This is a genomic window from Pseudomonas sp. SWRI111, from assembly GCF_014268555.1.
Classification (GTDB): Bacteria; Pseudomonadota; Gammaproteobacteria; order Pseudomonadales; family Pseudomonadaceae; genus Aquipseudomonas; species Aquipseudomonas hamedanensis.
This window is the reverse complement of record NZ_JABWQQ010000024.1, coordinates 1-19,913: the sequence shown is the minus strand read 5'-3', so window position 1 is coordinate 19,913 and position 19,913 is coordinate 1. Positions and strand designations below refer to the sequence as shown.

Below are 19,913 nucleotides of genomic sequence, written 5' to 3'. Positions count from 1 at the left end.
GACTCAGCGATTCGCCACCAAATGCACCCCAAACAACAGATAGCACCCACCCGCCAGCCGATCCAGCCACTGGCGTGACCGCTCGTAAACACCAGCAACCCGGCGGCTGGCGAAGAACAGCGCGACGCTGCAATACCAACTGAACGACAGCGTCGCCATGGTCAGCACGGCCAGCGCCAGCAGGAGTGGCGGTACGTAAGCCGGCATGGCCGTAGCGAAGATGGTGGCGACGAACAACGCCGATTTCGGGTTGGTCATGTTACCGAGGAAACCGCGAGCGTAGACGCCCAGATAGGTCTGGCGGGCGGCAGCCAGCGCACCGGGGACAATCGGGGGCTTGCGCTTGAATTGTTTCAGGCCCAGGTAAATCAGATAGCAGCCACCGGCAATCTTGAAGCCCAGATAAAGGGCCGGCGCGGCGCTGAACAAAGTCTTGATCCCAAGGCCGCCGGCCAGCCCCCACAGCACTGTGCCGGTGGCCACGCCCAGCGCAGCCACCACGCCATGCCGACGGGATTGACTGGCCGCCAGTTGCGCGATGTTGAAGAAATTCGGCCCGGGCGTGACTACGGCCAGCGTCCACAACAGCGCCAGCGACAGCAACGGGGCGAGATAACCGGCAACAGATAAGTCCATGTGCGTTGCGCCTGATAGATGGAATTTGGCCTCTACCTTGCTACATCCGCTGAAGGTTTTCCATCAACGCCATTTAAATCGTCAACGTCTTGCCGTCCACCCCATCGCCAATCGTCAGGAAATGCCCGCCCGCAACATGGTGCAGTGTGCGCAAGCCATCATGCCCTTCGAAATGCCAGCGGCCGTCGCTGAACACACGCTCGTCGGCCTGGGCGGCGATGACTTCGGCAAGGAACAGGTCGTACTGCTCATGATTGCGCGGCTCCGGCAGCAGGCGACATTCGAGCCAGGCGACGCAGCCCTCCAGCAGCGGCGCTTCAACCTGTTCGCCAGCGAAGGTCTGCAGGCCGTACGCCTGAAATTTGTCCTGCCCCTGGGTCCGGGTGATGTCCAGGCCGGAGGTGTTGCCCACGGTTTGCACGATATCGGCCTGATTGACGCACGGCACGTTCAGCACGAAGGTGCCCGAGGCTTCGAGCAACTGGCGGGTCCAGGTGGATTTATCGAGGACGACGGCGACCTTCGGCGGTTCGAAATCCAGCGGCATCGCCCAGGCGGCGGCCATGATGTTGCGCTGGCCGTCATGGGCGGCGCTGACCAGTACGGTCGGTCCGTGGTTGAGCAGGCGATAGGCTTTGTTCAGGGGCACCGGACGGCGGTGGGAGTCGCTCATGGGATCTGCTCCGGGAGAAAAGGAGCCGATTGTAGCGCTGCCACTGAAGAAACACCGAACCTGTAGGAGTGAGCCTGCTCGCGATTGCGGTATGTCAGTCGACGTTAATATTGAATGTCATACCGCAATCGCGAGCAGGCTCACTCCTACAAGGGAACGATCAGTGCGGTGTCAGTGGGAGAGCTGATTGGCAAACTGCCCCACCGCATCCACGACTTTCTGCGCACCGTCCTGAATTTCGACAATCACCGTCCCCGCTTCTGCCGCCAACGCCAGCCCTTGCTCAGCCTGAAGCTTGCCGTCGGTCATCAGCGCCACGGCGTTACGCGCCATTTCCTGGTTCTGTCGCACCACGCCGATGATTTCATCGGTCGCCTGGCTGGTGCGCGAGGCCAGTTGCCGCACCTCGTCCGCGACCACGGCAAAACCACGGCCCTGTTCGCCGGCACGGGCGGCTTCGATCGCGGCGTTGAGCGCCAGCAGGTTGGTCTGTTCGGCAATGCCGCTGATGGTTTTGACGATCGTGCCGATCACCAGCGATTGTTCGTTCAGTGCTTCGATGCCCTCACCGGCGGCTTGCATGTGGCGTGACAAATCACGCATCACGTTCACCGCTTCGGTGACTACCGTGGTGCCGCGCTGCGCGGTACTGTCAGTTTGTTGCGAGGTGCTGTAAGCAATGCTGGCCGCGTCGGCAACCGCCTGCTCGCGGTTGACCTGATCGGTGATCACCGTGGCGAACTTCACCACTTTGTACAGTTTGTCGTTGGCATCGACCACCGGGTTGTAAGACGCCTCCAGCCACACCGTACGACCATGGCTGTCGATACGCTTGAAGCGGCCTGCGACGAACTCACCGCTGTTCAAGCGCCGCCAGAAATTCTGGTACTCGGCGCTGGTGTATTCTTCCGGAGCGCAGAACGTGCGGTGATGTTTGCCCTTGATCTGCGCCAGGCTGTAACCCATGCCGTTGAGGAAGCGGTCATTGGCGCTGAGCACATTACCGTTGAGGTCGAACTCGATCACGGCGGTAGAACGTACCAGTGCACCGATCAGGTTTTCATGCTCGCGGGAGGCCTCGATGGTGCGGGTCAGGTCACTGGCGTAGAACGATATGTGTCTGATCCGCCCATCAGAGGCGCGCACCGGTTGCACGATCGAGCGCAGCCACGCTTCGGCGCCGTTGCCGCGCAACAGGCGCACGGCGCCGGCGAAATGCTCGCCGCGGGTCATGGCGTTCCTGAAGCGCTGATGGAATTCGTCGGTTTTGACGTGGGCCGGCACGATGTCTTCAATCGCCCGGCCGATCAGGTCCTGGCTTTTGTAGAACATCTCGCTGAGGAAGTTCTGATTGACCGAGCGAATCCGCCCGTCGGGTTCGAGGGTCAGCGCGAGCATTTCGCTTTCCAGGCTTTCCTTCACTTGTACAAGGCTGGAGAGTTCTTCACGGAGAGCGGCCAGCTCTTGCTTCAAGCGTTTATTGAACATAGGGAAAGCACCGATGGCAGGTTTGGAAGCGGCGTACTACCTAGCCATCGGCCTTGGAAGGCTTTTCTGAAGCGACTTTGCGACCCGTCAGTCGAAAATAGTTCGGCGCTTTCGGCTCAGACGGCGCCGGCAGCCTGACACGGTCCCGTGCGCGGCATGCGCGCACCGAAATACGCCGCCGTCAGCATCCCCACCGCGCCCATCACCGCACAGAACATTACGCATATCCATGGGCTCCACGGCATCAGACCAATCAGCATTAGCGGTGTGATACTTGCCCACGCGGCGTAGGCAATGTTGTAGGTGAAGGAAATGCCCGACACGCGAATACGCGCTGGGAACAATCCCACCATCACCGACGGGACCGCGCCGACGACGCCGCAGGCGAGACCCGCCACCGCGTAAGCAATGCCGACCCAGTGGCCACCCGTGATCAGGCAGCCATACAACACGCCAATGCCCAGCGGCAGCAACAGGCTGTACAGCATGACCGTGCGCCACGCGCCAATGCGATCGACCAACAGCCCGGCGATCACGCAGCCGATATTGAGGAAGACGATGCCCAAGGCACTGAGACCAAAGGTATGGCTGGCGGTCATGCCGAAAGTTTTCTGCATCATCGTCGGCGTGACGACGACGAACACCACCACCGCGGAAGTCAGCACACAGGTCAGCAGCATCGCCGGCAGCATGGCCAGACGGTGTTCACGCAGCACCGTGCGCAGCGGCAGCTCGATCCGCGCCTCACGCTGCGCCTCCATGGCCATGAACACCGGGGTTTCGCTGAGCCAGCGACGCAGATAAACGCCGATCACACCGAACACGCCGCCGAGCAGAAAGGGGTAACGCCACGCGTAGTCGAGGATTTCTGCGGGCGTGAAAACTTGCGCGAGAAAGGTCGCGGTCAGTGCGCCGATCAAGTAACCGAAGGTCAGGCCGGCCTGAAGAAATCCCAGCGCGTAGCCGCGATGGCCGGTCGGCGCATGCTCGGCAACGAACACCCAGGCGCTCGGCACTTCGCCGCCCACCGCCGCGCCCTGGAGGATGCGCAGCGCCAGCAACAGCAGAGGTGCGAAATAGCCGATCTGGGCGTAGGTCGGCATGATGCCGATCAGCAGGCACGGCAGCGCCATCATCAGGATGCTCAGGCTGAAAACCTTTTTGCGGCCCAGGCGATCGGCGAAATGCGCCATCAGTATCCCGCCCAATGGCCGCGCCAGGTAACCGGTGACGAAGATGCCGAAGCTTTGCAGCAGACGCAGCCACTCGGGCATTTCCGGCGGGAAGAACAGTTGACTCAGGGTCAGCGCGAAGAATACGAAAATGATGAAATCGTAGATTTCCAGAGCGCCGCCGAGCGCCGCAAGGCCGAGGGTCTTGTAGTCGGAACGGCTGAATGGCGCCGGTCGGGCTGGGGAATTGGCAGTCATGACAAAAAACTCAGGCATCGGCAAAAACCAAGGCGCCCATGGTCTACGCAAAAGCACTGATCGACAACCCGTCAGACCATAGTCTCGGTTTGCGAAAAACCTGCTCAACAAATGGGCAGCGCTTGATTTACTGTTAGTGCCTGTCCAAGGGACCACGCCAACACCGACCAGCCGCCCATGTGGGAGCGAGCCTGCTCGCGAAAGCGTCAGTTCAGACAACCTGATGCTGAATGTGCCGACGTCTTCGCGAGCAGGCTCGCTCCCACAGGGGATCTCTGTGACTGTCGAGCCGGGCGACTGCTCCCACGGATCAAAATAACCATAAAAATCCGAGGTACATCCCGTGGCCGTTGATATCGAAGATAGCCGCTCCGCGCGCTTTGCCCTGCGCTGTTCAAGTTTTGCCGAACGCTGGTTTCCCGACTCCTGGGTGTTCGCCGCGTTGGCCGTGATCATCGTTGCCCTGGCCACGCTGGCCATGGGCGCTAAACCCACCGCTGCAGCCATGGCCTTCGGTGACGGCTTCTGGAGCTTGATCCCCTTCACCATGCAGATGGCTTTCGTGGTGATCGGCGGCTACGTTGTCGCCAGCTCACCGCCCGCGGTCAAACTGATCGACAAGCTGGCGCGCATCCCAAAGAACGGTCGCTCCGCCGTAGCCTGGGTAGCGCTGATCTCGATGGTCGCGTCTCTGCTCAACTGGGGCCTGTCGCTGGTGTTCGGCGGGCTGCTGGTGCGCGCCCTTGCCCGCCGCACCGATCTGAAAATGGATTATCGCGCCGCCGGTGCCGCCGCCTATCTAGGCCTCGGCGCGGTGTGGGCGCTGGGCTTGTCGTCATCGGCCGCGCAGTTGCAGGCCAACCCTGGCAGCCTGCCGCCGTCGATTCTATCGATCACCGGGGTGATTCCGTTCACCGAAACCATTTTCCTCTGGCAGTCCGGCGTCATGCTGCTGGCGCTGATCGTTATCTCGATCATCATCGCCTACGCCACCGCCCCCGGACCGAACTCGGCACGCGACGCCGAGGCCTGCGGCATCGACCCGGCCTTCAATCTGCCGCCGCTGCAACCGCGCACTCGCCCCGGCGAATGGCTGGAACACAGCCCGTTGTTGATCATTGTGCTGGTGCTGCTGGCGGCCGGATGGCTGTTTCATGAGTTCTCGACGAAACCGGCGATTACGGCGATTTCCGGCCTGAATACCTACAACTTCCTGTTCATCATGCTTGGCGCACTGCTGCACTGGCGCCCGCGCAGCTTTCTCGATGCCGTGGCCCGCGCGGTACCGACCACCACCGGCGTGCTGATCCAGTTTCCGCTGTATGGCTCGATCGCCGCGCTGATGACCACGGTCAAAGGCGCAGACGCACAGACCCTGGCCCATCACATTTCAACGTTTTTCGTCAGCATCGCCTCCCACGACACCTACGCGTTGCTGATGGGCGTGTACTCGGCGATTCTCGGCTTTTTCATTCCGTCGGGCGGCGGCAAGTGGATCATCGAAGCGCCGTATGTGATGCAAGTCGCCAACGACCTGCAATACCACCTCGGCTGGGCGGTGCAGATCTACAACGCAGCAGAAGCATTGCCCAACCTGATCAACCCGTTCTACATGCTGCCGCTGCTCGGCGTGCTCGGTTTGAAAGCGCGGGACCTGATCGGCTTCTCGTTCGTGCAACTGCTGGTGCACACGCCGCTGGTGCTGCTGTTGCTGTGGGCGCTGGGGACGACATTGGCGTATACGCCGCCGGTGATGCCGTAGGTTGATGTAAATGCACTTGCTCAAGGGCAGGTGCATTCAAATACTTCGCAAGGACTTGCTCGCTGTTTTAGACGGGGCGCGCCTGATCAAGCACCTGCTGACGAAATTTCACTGGCAGGTCTCCCGGCGTCAATACTTCGACCGCAACGCCTAGCAGGTCTTCAAGTTCAACCTGAAGTCCGCCCAGATCAAAAAGCGTGGTGCCGGGCAGCGGATCCACCAGCAGATCCAGATCGCTACCGTCCAGATCCGTTCCCGACAATGCCGAACCAAATACACGCGGGTTGGCCACGCGAAAGCGCCCGATCACTTCGCGGACGGCGGACCTTTGCATATCAAGAGCAGTAGAAGGTTTCATGACTCACCCGTGAAAAATTCAATGTCGCTGCAGTCTAGCAGTGCGCACGCGTGCCAGGCAGCGCGCTTGCTGGCCCAGCCGTAACATTGCATGTGCACTGCCTGAGCAAACAGCATTCCGGCAAGAATCCACAACCAACCGCTTTCCTGTCAAACACAGCTGATCCACTATGAAGCGCCCCCACGTTCGCGGGGAACCCACGCTGAAAAGGATCTGAGCATGTTCAAATTCGCAGGACTTACCCCCGCCGCACTGGCCCTCGCCGCGCTCACGTTGAGCGCCGCCGCCCACGCCGATGTCGACCTGAAGCTGGGCAGTACCGAGCGCGTCACCCGCCTCTTCGCCTACCCCAACAACTGCAGCGTGATCTGCTTCCGCAACTGGACGCTGGAGCAGACCGTCGCCCATTATCTGAGCCAGAGCGTACAGCGCGACGGTTATCCCGATGCAAAAGTGCGGGTGAAAACCGATAACGATCAGCTCTACGCCGAAATCACCGGCGTACCTGTGGGCTACGACAAGCCGCTGTCCGCGCTGCTCGATGCCGGCGACCTGGCCTATAGCGGTGCAAGCAGACTCAACGCCGATGGCAAGTGGGCTTACAGCTGGTACCTGTTCCTGCCGCTGGGCATGGCCCTGGAAAACCGCAAAAGCGTCGAGTTGCTGCACTTCCCGCCGGATTACTCGCTGACCCAGGCGCAGGACTACCTGCGCTCCAACACCACCGATCGCTGGGCAACGCTGCTCACCGACAACGGCATCCCGGCGGAGCAGACGCCGGCGTTCCAGACCATCATCGACATCGCCCCGATTGCCGCGCCGTCCAACGCCGGCAGTGATCTGGAAGGCGTTTATGCTTACTTCAAGGATTACCAGACCACGCTGGTCAAACAGTTCAGCCAGACCGCCAGCGGCACAACGCTGCCGATGGTTGCGTTCGGCGCACCGGTGCGTAACTGGATCAAGCAGCAATACGGGCCGACGGTGGCTGTACTGGGGCTGGCGACCATCAGCCCGAGCGAAGGGGTGAACGTGCCGGTGCTGGGTTCCAACCATCCGAGCTATATCTGGTACGCCGCCGACCCGAAGAGCTACACCGGCGAAGATGCACAGGCCAAGGCTGACGCGGCGGGCCTGCGCGTCATGGGACAGGATTTGAGTGCGGCTTGCTGGCAGGCGGGGATGGGCAGCAAACCGGGCAGCAACCCTTCCGCTCTGCTCAATAGCTGCACGCAGACCTGGCAAGTCACTCAGAAGGTCAAAACCTGCGAATTGTTCTACACCTCGATCCGCAACCTGACCCCGGAGCAGGCCGCCACCCAGTGCGCGAGCACGCCGGTCAAAGCGCAACTCCAGCAACTCAGAGCGCCTCTGCCAACACCGGCCGTTGCAGCGCCGCACCTGTAACCGCTTCGGTGCGGTTCCCGTGTCGGCAAAGGCTGACGCGGGAATACGCCTAAATCGCCTGTCAGATCTGACAGTAGACCGGCTATACCTAATGCGACAAGATTGGATCCAAGTGATACGCAAGTTGACAGGACGTCAACCGAGGAAGTCGCAATGGCATTGCGACAAGGATCGTGATGAATACCCACGCCATGGCTTCAACCGCACCACCGGATACCAAAGGTATCTACCCGTTCGCCGGCCTGCCCGTGCGTCTCGGTTTTCCTTCCAGCAGCGATTTTGAGATCGTCCACGACGACGGCGGTCACGGGGTAGCGGTGGCAACGCGCCGCGAATTCCTGCAAGCGCGGCGAATGTGCAGGGTTTCCGGTCAATTATTGCCCTACCGCTGCCGACACACGCGGCAATTGCTGACCGGCATTCATGTCTACGATCCGCGCTTCTGCGGATTGCTCCAGCATGCCTGCGACCCCAACGTCTTTCTCGACGTGAGCGAGTTATGGCTATGGGCGTTGAAAGATATCCACAGCGGCGAACGCTTGACCATGGATTACGCCACCACCGAAGACAGACTGCTGCGCCAGTTCGCTTGCCAGTGCGGTTCGCCACGTTGCCGCGGGTGGATCACCGGTTACGACGAACCACCCACGATCGAGGGCCTGCATTTTCTGCAACGCTGGCGCTGCCGATGATCACACTGAACGGTGCGATCAAGGCGCGCCGACCGGACGCAGGCGATACTGCGGCGGCAACTGCTCGAAACCGCTGATGGTCGTATTCAGGCTTTTCCAGCGGCCGTCCTTGATGCCATAGATGCAGCCGTGGATCGACAGGCTCTGCCCGCGATGCCAGGCGTTCTGGATGATGCTGGTGTGCGCGACATTCGCCACTTGCTGGATCACGTTGAGTTCGCACATCCGGTCGACTTGCTCTTCTTCGGTCGGCAACTTGGCCAGCTCTTCGCGTTTTTCGTAATACAAGTCGCGGATCGAACGTAGCCAGCCGTCGATCAGGCCGAACTGGCGATCCTGCATCGATGCGCGCACGCCGCCGCAGCCGTAGTGACCGGTGACGAGGATGTGTTTGACCTTGAGCACATCGACCGCGTACTGGATCACCGACAGGCAGTTGAGGTCGGTGTGCAGCACCACATTGGCAACGTTCCGGTGAACAAACAGATCCCCCGGCAGCATGCCGACGATTTCGTTGGCTGGCACGCGTGCGTCGGAGCAACCGATCCACAGGTATTCCGGGGTCTGCTGGCGCGCCAGTTTGGCGAAGAAATCCGGGTCTTCCTTGGTGATCGCGTCAGCCCAACGCTCGTTGTTATCAATCAGGTCTTGTAGATCGTGCATGTGTAAGGCCTCAAGAAAGATGCGCTGGTATGACAGACAACCGCCCGTCGGGGTCACGCCATCATCGCAAAGTGTTTCCGTTGGAATTCTTGCGCGCCCGGTGAGTCCACCTCAGTAAGGCCCACAGTACGAGGAATTGCCATGACTGATTCACGACGCCCTTATGATGCGGTGCAACCGGAGCCCATCGATGATAACGAAGACCGCATGGGTTCGGTGCGTGAGCTGGATTTTGACGACGAGGAGACCGCGAAGATTGGTGATGAGCTGCCCGAGCGTGAACGCGACCAACTGATGCCCCGTGAGCGCGTGCGTGAGGCGGGCATGACGGGCGCGTCGATGGATGATCGTCAGCCCACCGACGATGATATGAGCCCGGAAACCCTGATTCGCGACGATGGCGCCCGGGATGCCGAGGAAATCGGCGAGGGTGAGCAGGCGGATTGGGATTTGAGTGTGGTCGATGAGAATGACATCGGCGGGGGTGACGGGCTGGATGAGGCTGAGATGGCGGATCTGGATCCGCTGGATGGCAAGCGGTGATCAGCGGCGCTTGATAAATCGCTATCGCGAGCAGGCTCACTCCTACAGGGGAACACATTCCAAATTGTAGGAGTGAGCCTGCTCGCGATGCTTTTAAGGCCTAATCCACCAAGGTGCAGGCCATGACCACCGCATCCTCGCGCCCACCCACCGCCGGATAATAATCCCGACGCCGGCCTATCTCGTTGAAGCCATACCGTTCATACAACTTGAATGCCGCGGTATTGCTGTCCCGTACTTCGAGGAAACACTCCCGGGCCTCGGCCGCATACGCACGCGACATCAAATGCTCGAGCAACGCCAGCCCCAGGCCGCGCCCCTGATTTTCCGGCTTCACGGTGATATTGAGCAGGTGTGCCTCATCGAGAATGATCTGCACCACACCGTGTCCAACCTGCTGCTGCCCTTCGAACATCAGCCAGATCTGGTATTTGCCCAGTCCATCAAGAAAAATCCCCCGAGTCCACGGATGACTGTACGCGGCATATTCGATTTTCAGCACTGCCTCGAGATCCGCCTCGGTCATCGGACGGAAGGTTACCGCGTCACTCATTCGATTCTTTCCAGCGCGCCATCAGCCGACGCATGGCTTGCCACACAGCGGCCTTGCGCTGGGGCTCTTCCATTAACAATTCCAGACCGGGAATGGCCCAGGCCGAACCGAGACCTTCGATCTGCAATTCACGATTGAATGCTTCCGCGTCCGCTTCACCGGCAAACCGCACCGCCGGCAGACCGATCAGCCAGAGGCAGGCGCATGGCGCCGTTTCCATTTGCACGGACAGGAAGCCCTGAACGAAGTCACGCGCCGCTTCCGGGCCTTGATCCAGCGTGCCGCGGTTAAGCCATGGCCAGCGCACCGGCTCGCCGACAATCTGCGGCGCATCCGGCAGACCGGCGGCGCGCAACATGTCCTTGAGCAGCAGATACGCCGGATCGCGGCTCTGGAACGCTTCGCCTGTGGGTAACTCGACCAGCAGCAGACAGCGTCCGGCGCGCAGCAGTTGCAGGGCAAAACGCGGCGGCGGCACTGGCGCAGGCTTGACGACCACAGGCGTGTCGTCGACCACCTCCACCGGTTTGGCGCCGTTTCGGGTACTGGCCAACGACGGACGCGGAACTTCGATTTTCGGTCGCTCGGGCGCACGCGCGGCAGGGGCTACCGGCGCTTCGGCCTGAGGCGCCGGCACAACCGCAACCTCGACCTCAGGCTCGGGCATCTGCAGCAGCTCGGGCCGCGACGGTGCGGCGAAAGGCAGTTCGGTGCGCGGCAGCCAGTTGACCACCTGCATGGCGTTCAAATAGGCGCGGCGGCGGGACTCGATAAGCAAGGGTCGGCCACTTGTGGATAACGGAAAGTGTGCTGATTCTACCGCCCTTCGTTCAAGATCGCCCGTTGTTGATCGACACTCTTTGTCGACGCGCTTTAAGCAAAGAATGCGACAGCCCGTCCCGAGAGTGAATCGACACGCCTGCGATGCAGTACAATCGCCGCTTTTAATCGCCAACCAGCCGGCCATTCCGATGATCGAACCCAAGCGCGTCTTGCGCGCCCTCGCTGAACACTGGGCACTTCTGGAGCCACTGTGCGAGCACTTCGACCAAGGCACCCTGAGCCTCAACGAACTGCGCACGCAACTGGCCGCCCAACAACTCGACAGCACGCCGCAGGACATCACCAGCCTGCTCGACGTGTGGATCCGCCTCGATATTCTGGTTCCGGTGGCGAAAAGCCCGAACCGCTTCGAGCTGAACGCGCAAATTCATGACTTCCTTGCCTATCTGCGCCGCGAACACCGTCTGGGGCTGTGCCTGGAGATCGAAGCCTACCTGCGCCACCTCGAACGTCTGGCCGGTTATATCCAGGACGCGTTCGACGTTCGCGACGGCAACGACCTGGCCCGCCAATTGCGTCTGCTCGACATGCGCGTGCGCGACGTACTGAAGAAACTCGACAACGACGAACAGGCGCTGGTGGCGGTCGCCGAACGGGCCAAGACCAGCGACCGGCAGATTCCGCTGCGTCAGCGTTATGCCGAAGTGTTGGCGACGTGGGACGAATACGTCGAACCGATGATCGATCTGGTCAACGCCGACGGCGCCTTCGAACAAGGCGTGCGCAAGGTCGAAACGGTATTGCTGAAGATGCTCAGCGAACAGCAGCGCCTCGGCCATCTGGTCGATGACGACATGCTCCTGCGCACCCACGCGCGCATCCTCGAAATGCAGACCAGCGCGCAACTGACCCTACGCCATGCCCGCGAACTGCTACTGCCGTTGCGTGAAGAAGCGCGCCGGCACAACGCCGTGACCCGTGGCGCCGCACTGGCGCTGGCGGCGATTCGCCGTAAAGGCATCGACGCCGTACCGCAGGCGGCAATGCCGCTGTTCACCCGCCCGCAAAGCACTTTCCTCGGCAGCGCCAGTCAGGTCGAAGCTTACGTTTACGCCTTGGCGCGTTTCGAGCCGAAACCGGCGCGCTTCCCCAAGGCGCACAAGACACAAAAGACTGGCGATGCTCCACGTGCGCCACGTACCGTGCGCGAGATGGTCGACCGTTGTGAAGAGTCCCTGCCGATGCCGGATCTGATGACCTGGCTGCTGGAGCAGGAACCGGACGGCGCCACCGACGAATTGCTTTACTGGTTCTCGCGCCTGTCGCGGGAAAAACGCTTCAAGCGCGAGCGTCTCGAACGCCGCGAATACCACACTCACGAGCACCAGGTCAGCCTGCGCTCCTTCGCCCTGCTCTCGGCCAGCGACACTGCCGCCGAGGATTCTGCGAGCATCCCCCATGCATCTTGATCTATCCGAACTGTCGCAACTGGCGCCGATCTTCCGCGAGTTGTTCAAGGGTTACCACGTCAGCCGCCGTGATCCTGAGCTGTACGCACAACTGTCGAATTTCCAGGACCAGTACCGCATGCTGTTCAAGGCGTTGGGCTTTGAACTGGTCTGCGATACCCGTGGTTTTTATTACTTCGTGCCAGACATGGCCGCCGCCGCGGTGAACAAGACCGCCCAACGTCTGGCGCTGTTCACCTTCATCCTCGTCGAGCATCTGGCCGACCAGGGCCGCGACCCGATCGCCGTGCTTGATGGCGGCAGCCTCGGCCGCGAAGAACTCCCGTCGCTGCTGGACAAGTACCGCGACCTGTTCATTCAGGCCGAAGTGCAGACCGTCGAAGAACTCGAAGAAAAGATCATGCGCCGCATGACCCAGCTCGGTTTCGCCGGCGAAGAGAACGGCGTGTACCGCTTCCTGCCGCCGATGCACCGCTTCCTCGACGTGTGCCTGTCAGTCCAGCAGGACCGCGATCTGGCCGCCAGCGTACACAGCGTCCTGCCGCTGCCGGCGCCGGTGCTGATCGACGAAGAAGCCGAAGCGAAATTCCTCGAAACCGACGATCCGCTCGACCTGAGCGAATTTGAAGAAGAAAGCGAAGAAGACGCACTGGCCCGCGCCATTGCCGAAGAACAGGAGTCCGACGCATGAGCCAGGAACGCTACGGCATCCGCCGCTTTGCCCTTTTGAACACCGCCGGTTACAGCCTCGGCCTGTTCCCGCTGGAAGAACCGCTGTCGGTCTACGGCGCGAACAACCTCGGTAAATCGGCGTCGATCAACGCTTTGCAGTTTCCGATTCTGGCGCGCATGTCAGACATGAGTTTCGGCAAGTACAGCCTCGAACAATCGCGGCGTTTCTACTTTGCTTCCGACACCAGTTACATCCTCGTCGAAGTCAATCTGCCCCACGGCCCGCACGTGATCGGTGTGGTCGGCCGCGGCCCGGGCGGTGGTTTCGGTCACCAGTTCTTCGCCTACGCCGGCAAGCTCGATCTGGCCCATTACCAGAAAAACGACACCTGCCTGCGCCAGAAAGAACTGTTCAGCAATCTCGAGAAAGAAGGCCTCAAAGCCTACGAACTCAAGCCGGACGAACTGCGCCGTTTGCTGGTCGGCGGTCACACGTCGATCCCGCTCGACCTGACGCTGATCCCGCTGCGTTCGACCAGCGAGCAGAGCCTGAAGACTTTCCGTGCGCTGTTCATCAACTTGCTGCACATGCGCGAAATCACCGCGGCCAAGCTCAAGCAACTGTTCCTCGATGCTTTCGAGCACAGCTTGCGTTCCGGCAGCGTCGATTACATCGCCGCGTGCGAAGAAGCCTTCCGCGATGTGCGGCGCATGGAGCAGGATTACAACTCGCTGGTGGCTGCCGGCCCGTTGGTTGAAGCGTTGGCCAACGGCGTGAAGCAGCGCGACGTGCTGCGCGGCAAATTGCATCGCTTGTCGCCGCTGCTCGATTCCTTGCTCGGCACCTGGTCAGACTACGCGACTGCGCGTAAGGAAGAGCTGACCATTCAGGCCGAACACTACCGCCGCGAGCAAGACGATCTGCAAAACGATCAGCGCGGCGGCACACAGGAACTGATGCGCCTGGAGCGGGAGATCTCCGGTATTCAGCGCTGGCTCGGCGAGCTGTCGGTGTTGAAGAACCGCTTCGCCCTGGTCGATGACGTCAAAGTGCTCGAGCAGCAATTACTCGCCGCCAAGGATGCTCACGACGAACTGGCCGGTGCCTTGGCGCAGTCGCGTCAGTTCAGCGCCGAAGATCTCGAAGAGCGCCTGCGCGATCTGGAAAAACGCCTGAAGTCGGTGAAGCAGCAACTCGATCACGCCGACAACAACAGCTACGCGCGCCTGCGCGAAGAGTTTTCGCAACAGGACGTCGAGCGTCTGATGCGCCTGTTCAACAGCGCACTGTTCAGCCTGCCGCTGGGCGAACACGGCATTACCCTCGATGAGAACGGCGAGTGGGTCAAATCGGTCGAGCTGATTCTTGATGGCTTCAAAGGCGAGCGTTTCGAAGTGCCGGGTCTGTCCATCGACATCTCGCACATCGAGCCGCCAGCTCTGCAAGCGCTGGCCGACCGCGCCGCGTTGCGTGATCAGAAAGAGCGTTTGGAAAAAGAGCTCAAGCAGCTGAAGACCCAGCAAGCCGTGGCCGCCGACCGCGCCGCGAGCAAGACCCAGACCGAAGCGCTGTACCAGCAGGTGCTGGATGCGCAGAAGGCGCTGGAAGATTTCCGTCGCACCCAGACCCTGAGCGCCGAAGAAGGCGACAAGCTCGAACAACTGGCGCAGATGGAAGCCGCGCAGGACGAACTCAAGCGCTCCAGCGACGCCTTCACCGAGCGCGTCCAGCAACTGTCGGCCAAGCTGCAACTGGTCGGCCGGCAGATCGCTGACATGGAAGCCAAGCAACGCACTCTCGACGATGCATTGCGCCGTCGTCAGCTGCTGCCGGCGGATCTGCCGTTCGGCACGCCGTTCATGGATCCGGTCGATGATTCGATGGACAACCTGCTGCCGCTGCTCAACGACTATCAAGACAGCTGGCAGGGCCTGCTGCGTGCCGATGGCCAGATCGAAGCGCTGTACGCGCAAGTGCGTCTGAAAGGTGTGGCGAAGTTCGACAGCGAAGACGATATGGAGCGGCGTCTGTCGTTGCTGATCAACGCTTACGCGCATCGCACCGATGAAGCGCTGACGCTGGGCAAAGCGCGGCGCGCGGCAGTCACCGACATCGCCCGCACTCTGCGCAACATCCGCAGCGACTACGACAGCCTCGAGCATCAATTGGCGCTGTTCAACCGTGAGATCAACAAGCGTCAGGTTTCGAACCTGCAGAGCTTCCGCATCGTCCTCGCACCGAACAAGGAAGCGCTCAAGCACATCGACCAGATCATCCACAGTGCCGGCCAGTACGAGGAAGGCGAAACCCTGTCGGTATTCGACCTGAGCCAGAGCGCCGAGCAGGACAACAAGAACGAAGAGGCCAAGGAATACCTGGCGCGGCTGGTGGCGGCAAACCACAACCAGCTCGGCCTCAAGGACTTGTTCGAACTGGCCTTCGAGATCACCAAGGTCAATGGTCAGCCAGTGATCCACACCGACATCGACGGCGCGGCGTCCAACGGTACGACCATGACCATCAAGGCGCTGACCAACATGTACTTGTTGCTGCACTTGATGGACCGCGATCTGGCCGGCCGCGTGCGTCTGCCGTACTACCTCGACGAGGCGGCGGACATCGACGAGAAAAACCAGGCGGCCTTGCTGGAAACCAGTCTGCAACTGGGCTTCGTGCCGATTCTGGCGAGCGTGAAGCCGCAGGTCTGCGCCAGTGTCGCGATTGACCTAGAAGGTGGCAGCGGCCCGGCGGGGATCTACATCGATGAAGCGGACTGGAAGTACATCCGCCGGCATGATGCGGTCAAGGCCACGTTGAATGTTCAAGCGGATGAGCCGGAGCTGGATGCGGTTTGATCGGCGTTAACTGAAAACATAAAAGGGCCGCGATCTGATGGGATCGCGGCCCTTTTTTATTGTCTGGGATATGTGTTGATTAGCAGGGCCCTATCGCGAGCAGGCTCACTCCTACAGTTGGAATGCGTTCCCCTGTGGGAGCGGGCTTGCTCGCGAAGGCGTCTTGATAGACGCCACATAAACTTCAGATTACTTACCGAGCTGAATCTTCGGCGCCCACGTCAGCCACTCATCCTCAAACTTGTCGAACAACGGGAATGTCTGCTCGGCCCGCGCCGGATTGCCCATGCGCTCGCCGTCCGGGGTGGCGAAAGCGATACCGCCCTGAATCAGCGTCTCCAGCGACTCGGTTCGCACCGTCACACCTTTGAACAAACCGTAATCGAAACCTACGCCACTGGTGTTCCAGAACCGACTGCCGCTGCGCACCAGCGGCGCGTACTTCGGCTCGATCAGAATGTGCACCAGCACGCGATCCGCGGTCTGCCCCAGTTCATATCCGGTCACCTTGCCGACCGTGATTTCACGGTAAGTCACCGGCACGCCAGGCTTCAGCGAGCCACGACGGGCAGCGCTCAATACCAGGCTCAGGCCGGCTTCCTGTCGAGTGACTTCCGGTGCTTGCGCCAAGGCGACAAAGTTTTTCTGCGGCCCCAGATTTTTCGGCGCGGGCTGTACCTCGATGTATTTACCGGTGACGAGGGTTTCCAGATTTTCAGTCTTGATCAGCCCCAATTCCGGCTTGACCACCCAGAACTGACTGCCCACTCGCGCGATCTTGTCCGGCACCTCGGTGATCCGCGCAGTGAGGATCACCGACTGCAGATCGTCGGTCAGATCGACGCTTTCGATCTTGCCGACATCCAGCCCCTTGAAGCGGACCGGCGTGCCGCTGCGCAGGCCATCAGCGCGGTCGACCTTGATGGTGACCACCGCACCCTTCTGATTGGCATCGTCATGGCTGGCGAACAGACGGAAGCGCGGGATACGTTTTTGCAGCGGCGCCTTGGCCTGCGGTGTTTCAAAAGCGATGCCGCCGGCCATCAGGGTTTGCAGTGATTCACTTTTCACCTGGATGCCACCGGTCAGGCCGCCTGTCAGCGTAATGCCGCTGACGTTCCAGAAGCGCGTCGACGCGTTGACCAGATTCTCGTATTCCTTCTCGATATGCACACCGATGATCACTTGCTGACGGGTCCTGGAGAACTGATAGCTCTGCACCGAACCGACTTTGACCTGCTTGTACAGAATCGGGCTGCCGACTTCGATCGAGCCGAGGGCATCGGTAAACAGCACCAGATGCAGGCCCGGCGAACGTAGATCCAGCGGCGGCGCCTTGGGTCGTGCCTCAAACTCGCGTTTCGGTGCCGCGCCTTTATCACCGGGGCGCACAGCGATGTAGTTGCCCTTCACCAACGCTTCCAGGCCGGTGATGCCGGCCAGGGAAATCGACGGTTTGACCACCCAGAACTGCGTGCCGTCGACCAGATAATCTTCAGCCAGCGGGTCGAGGGTCAGCTCGGCGGTGGCGCTGTTCAGGTCCGGATCGACCTTGAGCGCCTTCAGATTGCCGACCTGAATGCCTTTGTACATCACCGGCGTGCGGCCGGCTTGCAGGCCTTCGAAGTCACTGAGTTTGACCTTGACGCGAATGCCGGCAGCGGCGGCGTCAAAGTCCTCATACAGGCGGAACGGCAGGCTTGGATCAGTCGGTGGACTGTCCTTGCGATTCTCCGGGGTCGCGAACGCGATACCGCCAGCGACGATGCTCGCCAGCGATTCGCTGCGCACTTTCACCCCGGACAGGTTGGCGTCGATACTGATGCCGCTGGCGTTCCAGAAGCGCGTGTGTTTGCGCACCAGTTTGGCGTAAGTCGGCTCGATGAAGACTTTGAGTTCTACCGTGCTCTGGTCTTCCGAGAGCAGGTAACTTTTGATCTGACCCACTTTGATCTGCTTGTAGAACACCGGACTTCCACGGCTCAGCGAACCGAGCCGATCTGCCTTGATGGTCAGGTGCAAGCCTGGCTGGGCGTCAGACAGCGGCGGCTCTTCGGCGAGCGCCTTGAACTTGCGCACGGGTTCGCCTTCCCCGGGGCTGATCGCCACGTAGTTACCGGACACCAGCGTTTCAAGCCCGGTGATACCGGCCAGGGTCACGCTCGGTTTGACCAGCCAGAAACGCGTGCTGGTCTTGAGGTATTGCCCGACATCCTTGTTCATCTCGATAGTGGCGATCACCCCTTTGGAGTTGCCTTCATCGTCGAGTTTGAGGGTCTTGACCTTACCGACCGACATGCCTTTGTACATGACCTCGGTCTTGTTGGCCTGGATGCCTTCACCGCTTTCGAAACGCACCTGGATCTCGATACCGGTCTCGGACCAGGCACGCCAGCCAAGCCAGCCGCCGATGATCAGCGCAATCAGAGGCAGTACCCAAATGGCAGACCAGTTGGAAGCCGGTCGGGTTTTCGCTACAGGCAAATCAGTCATGGTCGTCGTCCGACTCCGTGTTATCCCAAATCAGTCGGGGATCGAAAGTTACTGCGGCGAGCATCGTCAGGATCACCACACTGGCGAAGGCGATGGCGCCAAGGTTGGCTTCGACACTGGCTAGCCGGCCGAAGTTGACGACCGCCACGAGAATGGCGATCACAAAAATATCGAGCATCGACCAGCGGCCAATGAACTCAATGAAGCGGTACATCCAGATGCGCTGACGGGCCGACAACGGCTGACGTCGCTGCACCGAAAACAACAACAGCGCGATACCGACCAGTTTGAAAGTCGGCACGAGAATACTGGCGATGAACACCACGGCGGCGATCGGAATCATGCCGTGCTGCACCAGTTGAATCACCCCGGACATGATCGTGCTCGGATCCCCCTGGCCCAGCGAACTGACCGTCATGATCGGCAGCACATTGGCGGGGATGTAGATAATCGCTGCGGTGATCAGCAAGGCCCAGGTTCGCGCCAGGCTGTTCGGCCGGCGCGCGTGGACCAATGCACCGCAGCGGGTGCAGGTTTGCTCATCGGTGTCCGCGGCCTGCCTGTTCAATTCGTGACATTCGATGCAAATCAGAATGCCCGCATCAATCGCCCGCATGAGCATCTTCTCCTGATAACGCCTGCCAGATCTGATGCGGTGACATCACCACTTCCAGCCAGACCTGGACCAACAACAAACCAATGAAACACACCAGGCCCAGGCCAACAGTGATCGCTGCCATGTCCGCCAACTTGACGATCGCCACCAGCACACCCATGAGGTATACCTCGAGCATCCCCCAATCTTTGAGGTGGTGATAAATGCGATACAGCAGCAAGCCGTAGCTGCGGCCGACGTTAAAACGAATGGTCAGCAAAACGAACAACTGACACAACAACTTCACCAGCGGTATGGCCATGCTGCACAGAAAGACAACAATCGACACACCCTTCATGTCCGTGTTGAACAGGCCGAGTACGCCACTCCAGACCGTGTCCTGGGAAGATTGTCCGAGGATGTTGAGCTGCATGATGGGTAAAAAATTTGCCGGGATGTACAACAGCAATGCTGCGATCACCAAGGCAAGGCTGCGCTGCACCACGTTATGGCGGTGGGCATATAATTCATAACCGCAGCGTGGGCAGAGTGCTTTTTCGCCGTGGGCAAGTTGTGGCTTGCGCATCAGCAGGTCGCACTCATGACAGGCCACCAAGTCTTCCAGCGGTAAATCTGACAGCCCGGGGGCGTCAACCGACTCTGACATACAGGCTCTGGCTCCGAATAAGGTGGGGCTATTCTAGTGTTCTGCTTCGAAAATAACTGTGCAATTTTGTTCGTCATTACGAGCAAAACTTTTCCACAGGCAAAACAAAACCCCAACTGCTTTCGCAATTGGGGTTTCGGAATTTAATCTTGACGATGACCTACTCTCACATG

The 19,913-nt window shown here is 60.4% G+C and carries 18 protein-coding genes; 7 read left to right on the top strand and 11 right to left on the bottom strand.

Going from position 1 to position 19,913, the window contains the following annotated elements:
* Positions 1 to 3: 3 nt before the first annotated feature.
* The 4 genes from HU755_RS22930 to HU755_RS22915 form a co-directional block, all read right to left on the bottom strand.
* The gene (locus HU755_RS22930; protein WP_186636818.1) at positions 4 to 636 is read right to left on the bottom strand and encodes a LysE family translocator; all 633 of its coding nucleotides are present in this window, start codon (positions 634 to 636) and stop codon (positions 4 to 6) included.
* A gap of 73 nt (positions 637 to 709) precedes the next feature.
* Positions 710 to 1,309 carry a flavin reductase family protein gene (locus HU755_RS22925; RefSeq protein ID WP_186636808.1) on the bottom strand — a complete coding sequence of 200 codons (600 nt, stop codon included), beginning with the start codon at positions 1,307 to 1,309 and terminating at the stop codon, positions 710 to 712.
* A gap of 171 nt (positions 1,310 to 1,480) precedes the next feature.
* Positions 1,481 to 2,797, bottom strand: coding sequence for a PAS domain-containing methyl-accepting chemotaxis protein (locus HU755_RS22920; protein WP_186636806.1), 1,317 nt, complete (start codon positions 2,795 to 2,797; stop codon positions 1,481 to 1,483).
* A gap of 116 nt (positions 2,798 to 2,913) precedes the next feature.
* Entirely contained in the window at positions 2,914 to 4,227 is a 1,314-nt protein-coding gene (locus HU755_RS22915) for an MFS transporter (RefSeq protein ID WP_186636805.1), read from the bottom strand.
* A 343-nt stretch (positions 4,228 to 4,570) separates the two neighbouring features.
* Between HU755_RS22915 and HU755_RS22910 the strand changes: the two genes are divergently transcribed.
* Positions 4,571 to 5,989 (top strand): short-chain fatty acid transporter, encoded by a 1,419-nt coding sequence (locus HU755_RS22910; RefSeq protein WP_159245687.1) that lies wholly within the window; start codon positions 4,571 to 4,573, stop codon positions 5,987 to 5,989.
* A gap of 67 nt (positions 5,990 to 6,056) precedes the next feature.
* On the opposite strand, the gene HU755_RS22905 is transcribed toward HU755_RS22910, so the two are convergent.
* A complete protein-coding gene (locus tag HU755_RS22905) occupies positions 6,057 to 6,347 on the bottom strand; it encodes a nucleotidyltransferase family protein (protein ID WP_186551147.1) in 291 nt (96 codons plus the stop codon).
* Positions 6,348 to 6,566: 219 nt separating this feature from the next.
* Between HU755_RS22905 and HU755_RS22900 the strand changes: the two genes are divergently transcribed.
* Positions 6,567 to 7,754, top strand: coding sequence for a hypothetical protein (locus HU755_RS22900; RefSeq protein WP_186636804.1), 1,188 nt, complete (start codon positions 6,567 to 6,569; stop codon positions 7,752 to 7,754).
* Positions 7,755 to 7,930: 176 nt separating this feature from the next.
* Complete coding sequence (locus HU755_RS22895; protein WP_186636801.1) at positions 7,931 to 8,446, top strand: SET domain-containing protein-lysine N-methyltransferase; 516 nt, start codon at positions 7,931 to 7,933, stop codon at positions 8,444 to 8,446.
* An 18-nt stretch (positions 8,447 to 8,464) separates the two neighbouring features.
* Here HU755_RS22895 and can read toward each other — a convergent pair whose 3' ends face one another.
* On the bottom strand, positions 8,465 to 9,109 hold the full coding sequence (can, locus tag HU755_RS22890) for a carbonate dehydratase (RefSeq protein WP_053123831.1): 645 nt from the start codon (positions 9,107 to 9,109) through the stop codon (positions 8,465 to 8,467).
* A 141-nt stretch (positions 9,110 to 9,250) separates the two neighbouring features.
* Between can and HU755_RS22885 the strand changes: the two genes are divergently transcribed.
* On the top strand, positions 9,251 to 9,652 hold the full coding sequence (locus tag HU755_RS22885; protein WP_186622822.1) for a serine kinase/phosphatase: 402 nt from the start codon (positions 9,251 to 9,253) through the stop codon (positions 9,650 to 9,652).
* Positions 9,653 to 9,752: 100 nt separating this feature from the next.
* On the opposite strand, the gene rimI is transcribed toward HU755_RS22885, so the two are convergent.
* Both rimI and HU755_RS22875 read right to left on the bottom strand, forming a co-directional pair.
* Positions 9,753 to 10,205, bottom strand: a complete 453-nt coding sequence (gene rimI, locus HU755_RS22880) for a ribosomal protein S18-alanine N-acetyltransferase (protein WP_186636799.1) — start codon at positions 10,203 to 10,205, stop codon at positions 9,753 to 9,755.
* Positions 10,198 to 10,944, bottom strand: coding sequence for an energy transducer TonB (locus tag HU755_RS22875; RefSeq protein ID WP_186636891.1), 747 nt, complete (start codon positions 10,942 to 10,944; stop codon positions 10,198 to 10,200). The genes rimI and HU755_RS22875 overlap by 8 nt, the downstream gene beginning before the upstream one ends.
* Before the next feature lie 232 nt (positions 10,945 to 11,176).
* On the opposite strand from HU755_RS22875, the gene mksB reads away from it, so the two are divergent.
* From mksB to mksF, 3 genes are read left to right on the top strand one after another with little or no spacing between them, the layout of a single operon-like run.
* On the top strand, positions 11,177 to 12,457 hold the full coding sequence (mksB, locus tag HU755_RS22870; protein ID WP_161806067.1) for an Mks condensin complex protein MksB: 1,281 nt from the start codon (positions 11,177 to 11,179) through the stop codon (positions 12,455 to 12,457).
* Positions 12,447 to 13,148 (top strand): Mks condensin complex protein MksE, encoded by a 702-nt coding sequence (gene mksE / locus HU755_RS22865; protein WP_186636782.1) that lies wholly within the window; start codon positions 12,447 to 12,449, stop codon positions 13,146 to 13,148. Before mksB ends, mksE begins: the two co-directional genes overlap by 11 nt.
* On the top strand, positions 13,145 to 15,985 hold the full coding sequence (gene mksF / locus HU755_RS22860) for an Mks condensin complex protein MksF (RefSeq protein ID WP_186551141.1): 2,841 nt from the start codon (positions 13,145 to 13,147) through the stop codon (positions 15,983 to 15,985). The genes mksE and mksF overlap by 4 nt, the downstream gene beginning before the upstream one ends.
* Positions 15,986 to 16,174: 189 nt before the next feature.
* Here mksF and HU755_RS22855 read toward each other — a convergent pair whose 3' ends face one another.
* The 3 genes from HU755_RS22855 to HU755_RS22845 are packed head-to-tail and all read right to left on the bottom strand — an operon-like array spanning position 16,175 to position 19,740.
* Positions 16,175 to 18,478 (bottom strand): intermembrane transport protein PqiB, encoded by a 2,304-nt coding sequence (locus HU755_RS22855; RefSeq protein ID WP_186636780.1) that lies wholly within the window; start codon positions 18,476 to 18,478, stop codon positions 16,175 to 16,177.
* On the bottom strand, positions 18,471 to 19,094 hold the full coding sequence (locus tag HU755_RS22850; protein ID WP_186551139.1) for a paraquat-inducible protein A: 624 nt from the start codon (positions 19,092 to 19,094) through the stop codon (positions 18,471 to 18,473). Before HU755_RS22850 ends, HU755_RS22855 begins: the two co-directional genes overlap by 8 nt.
* Positions 19,081 to 19,740: a paraquat-inducible protein A gene (locus HU755_RS22845; RefSeq protein ID WP_186551138.1), complete on the bottom strand. Its 660-nt coding sequence runs from the start codon at positions 19,738 to 19,740 to the stop codon at positions 19,081 to 19,083. Before HU755_RS22845 ends, HU755_RS22850 begins: the two co-directional genes overlap by 14 nt.
* Positions 19,741 to 19,913 lie beyond the last annotated feature (173 nt).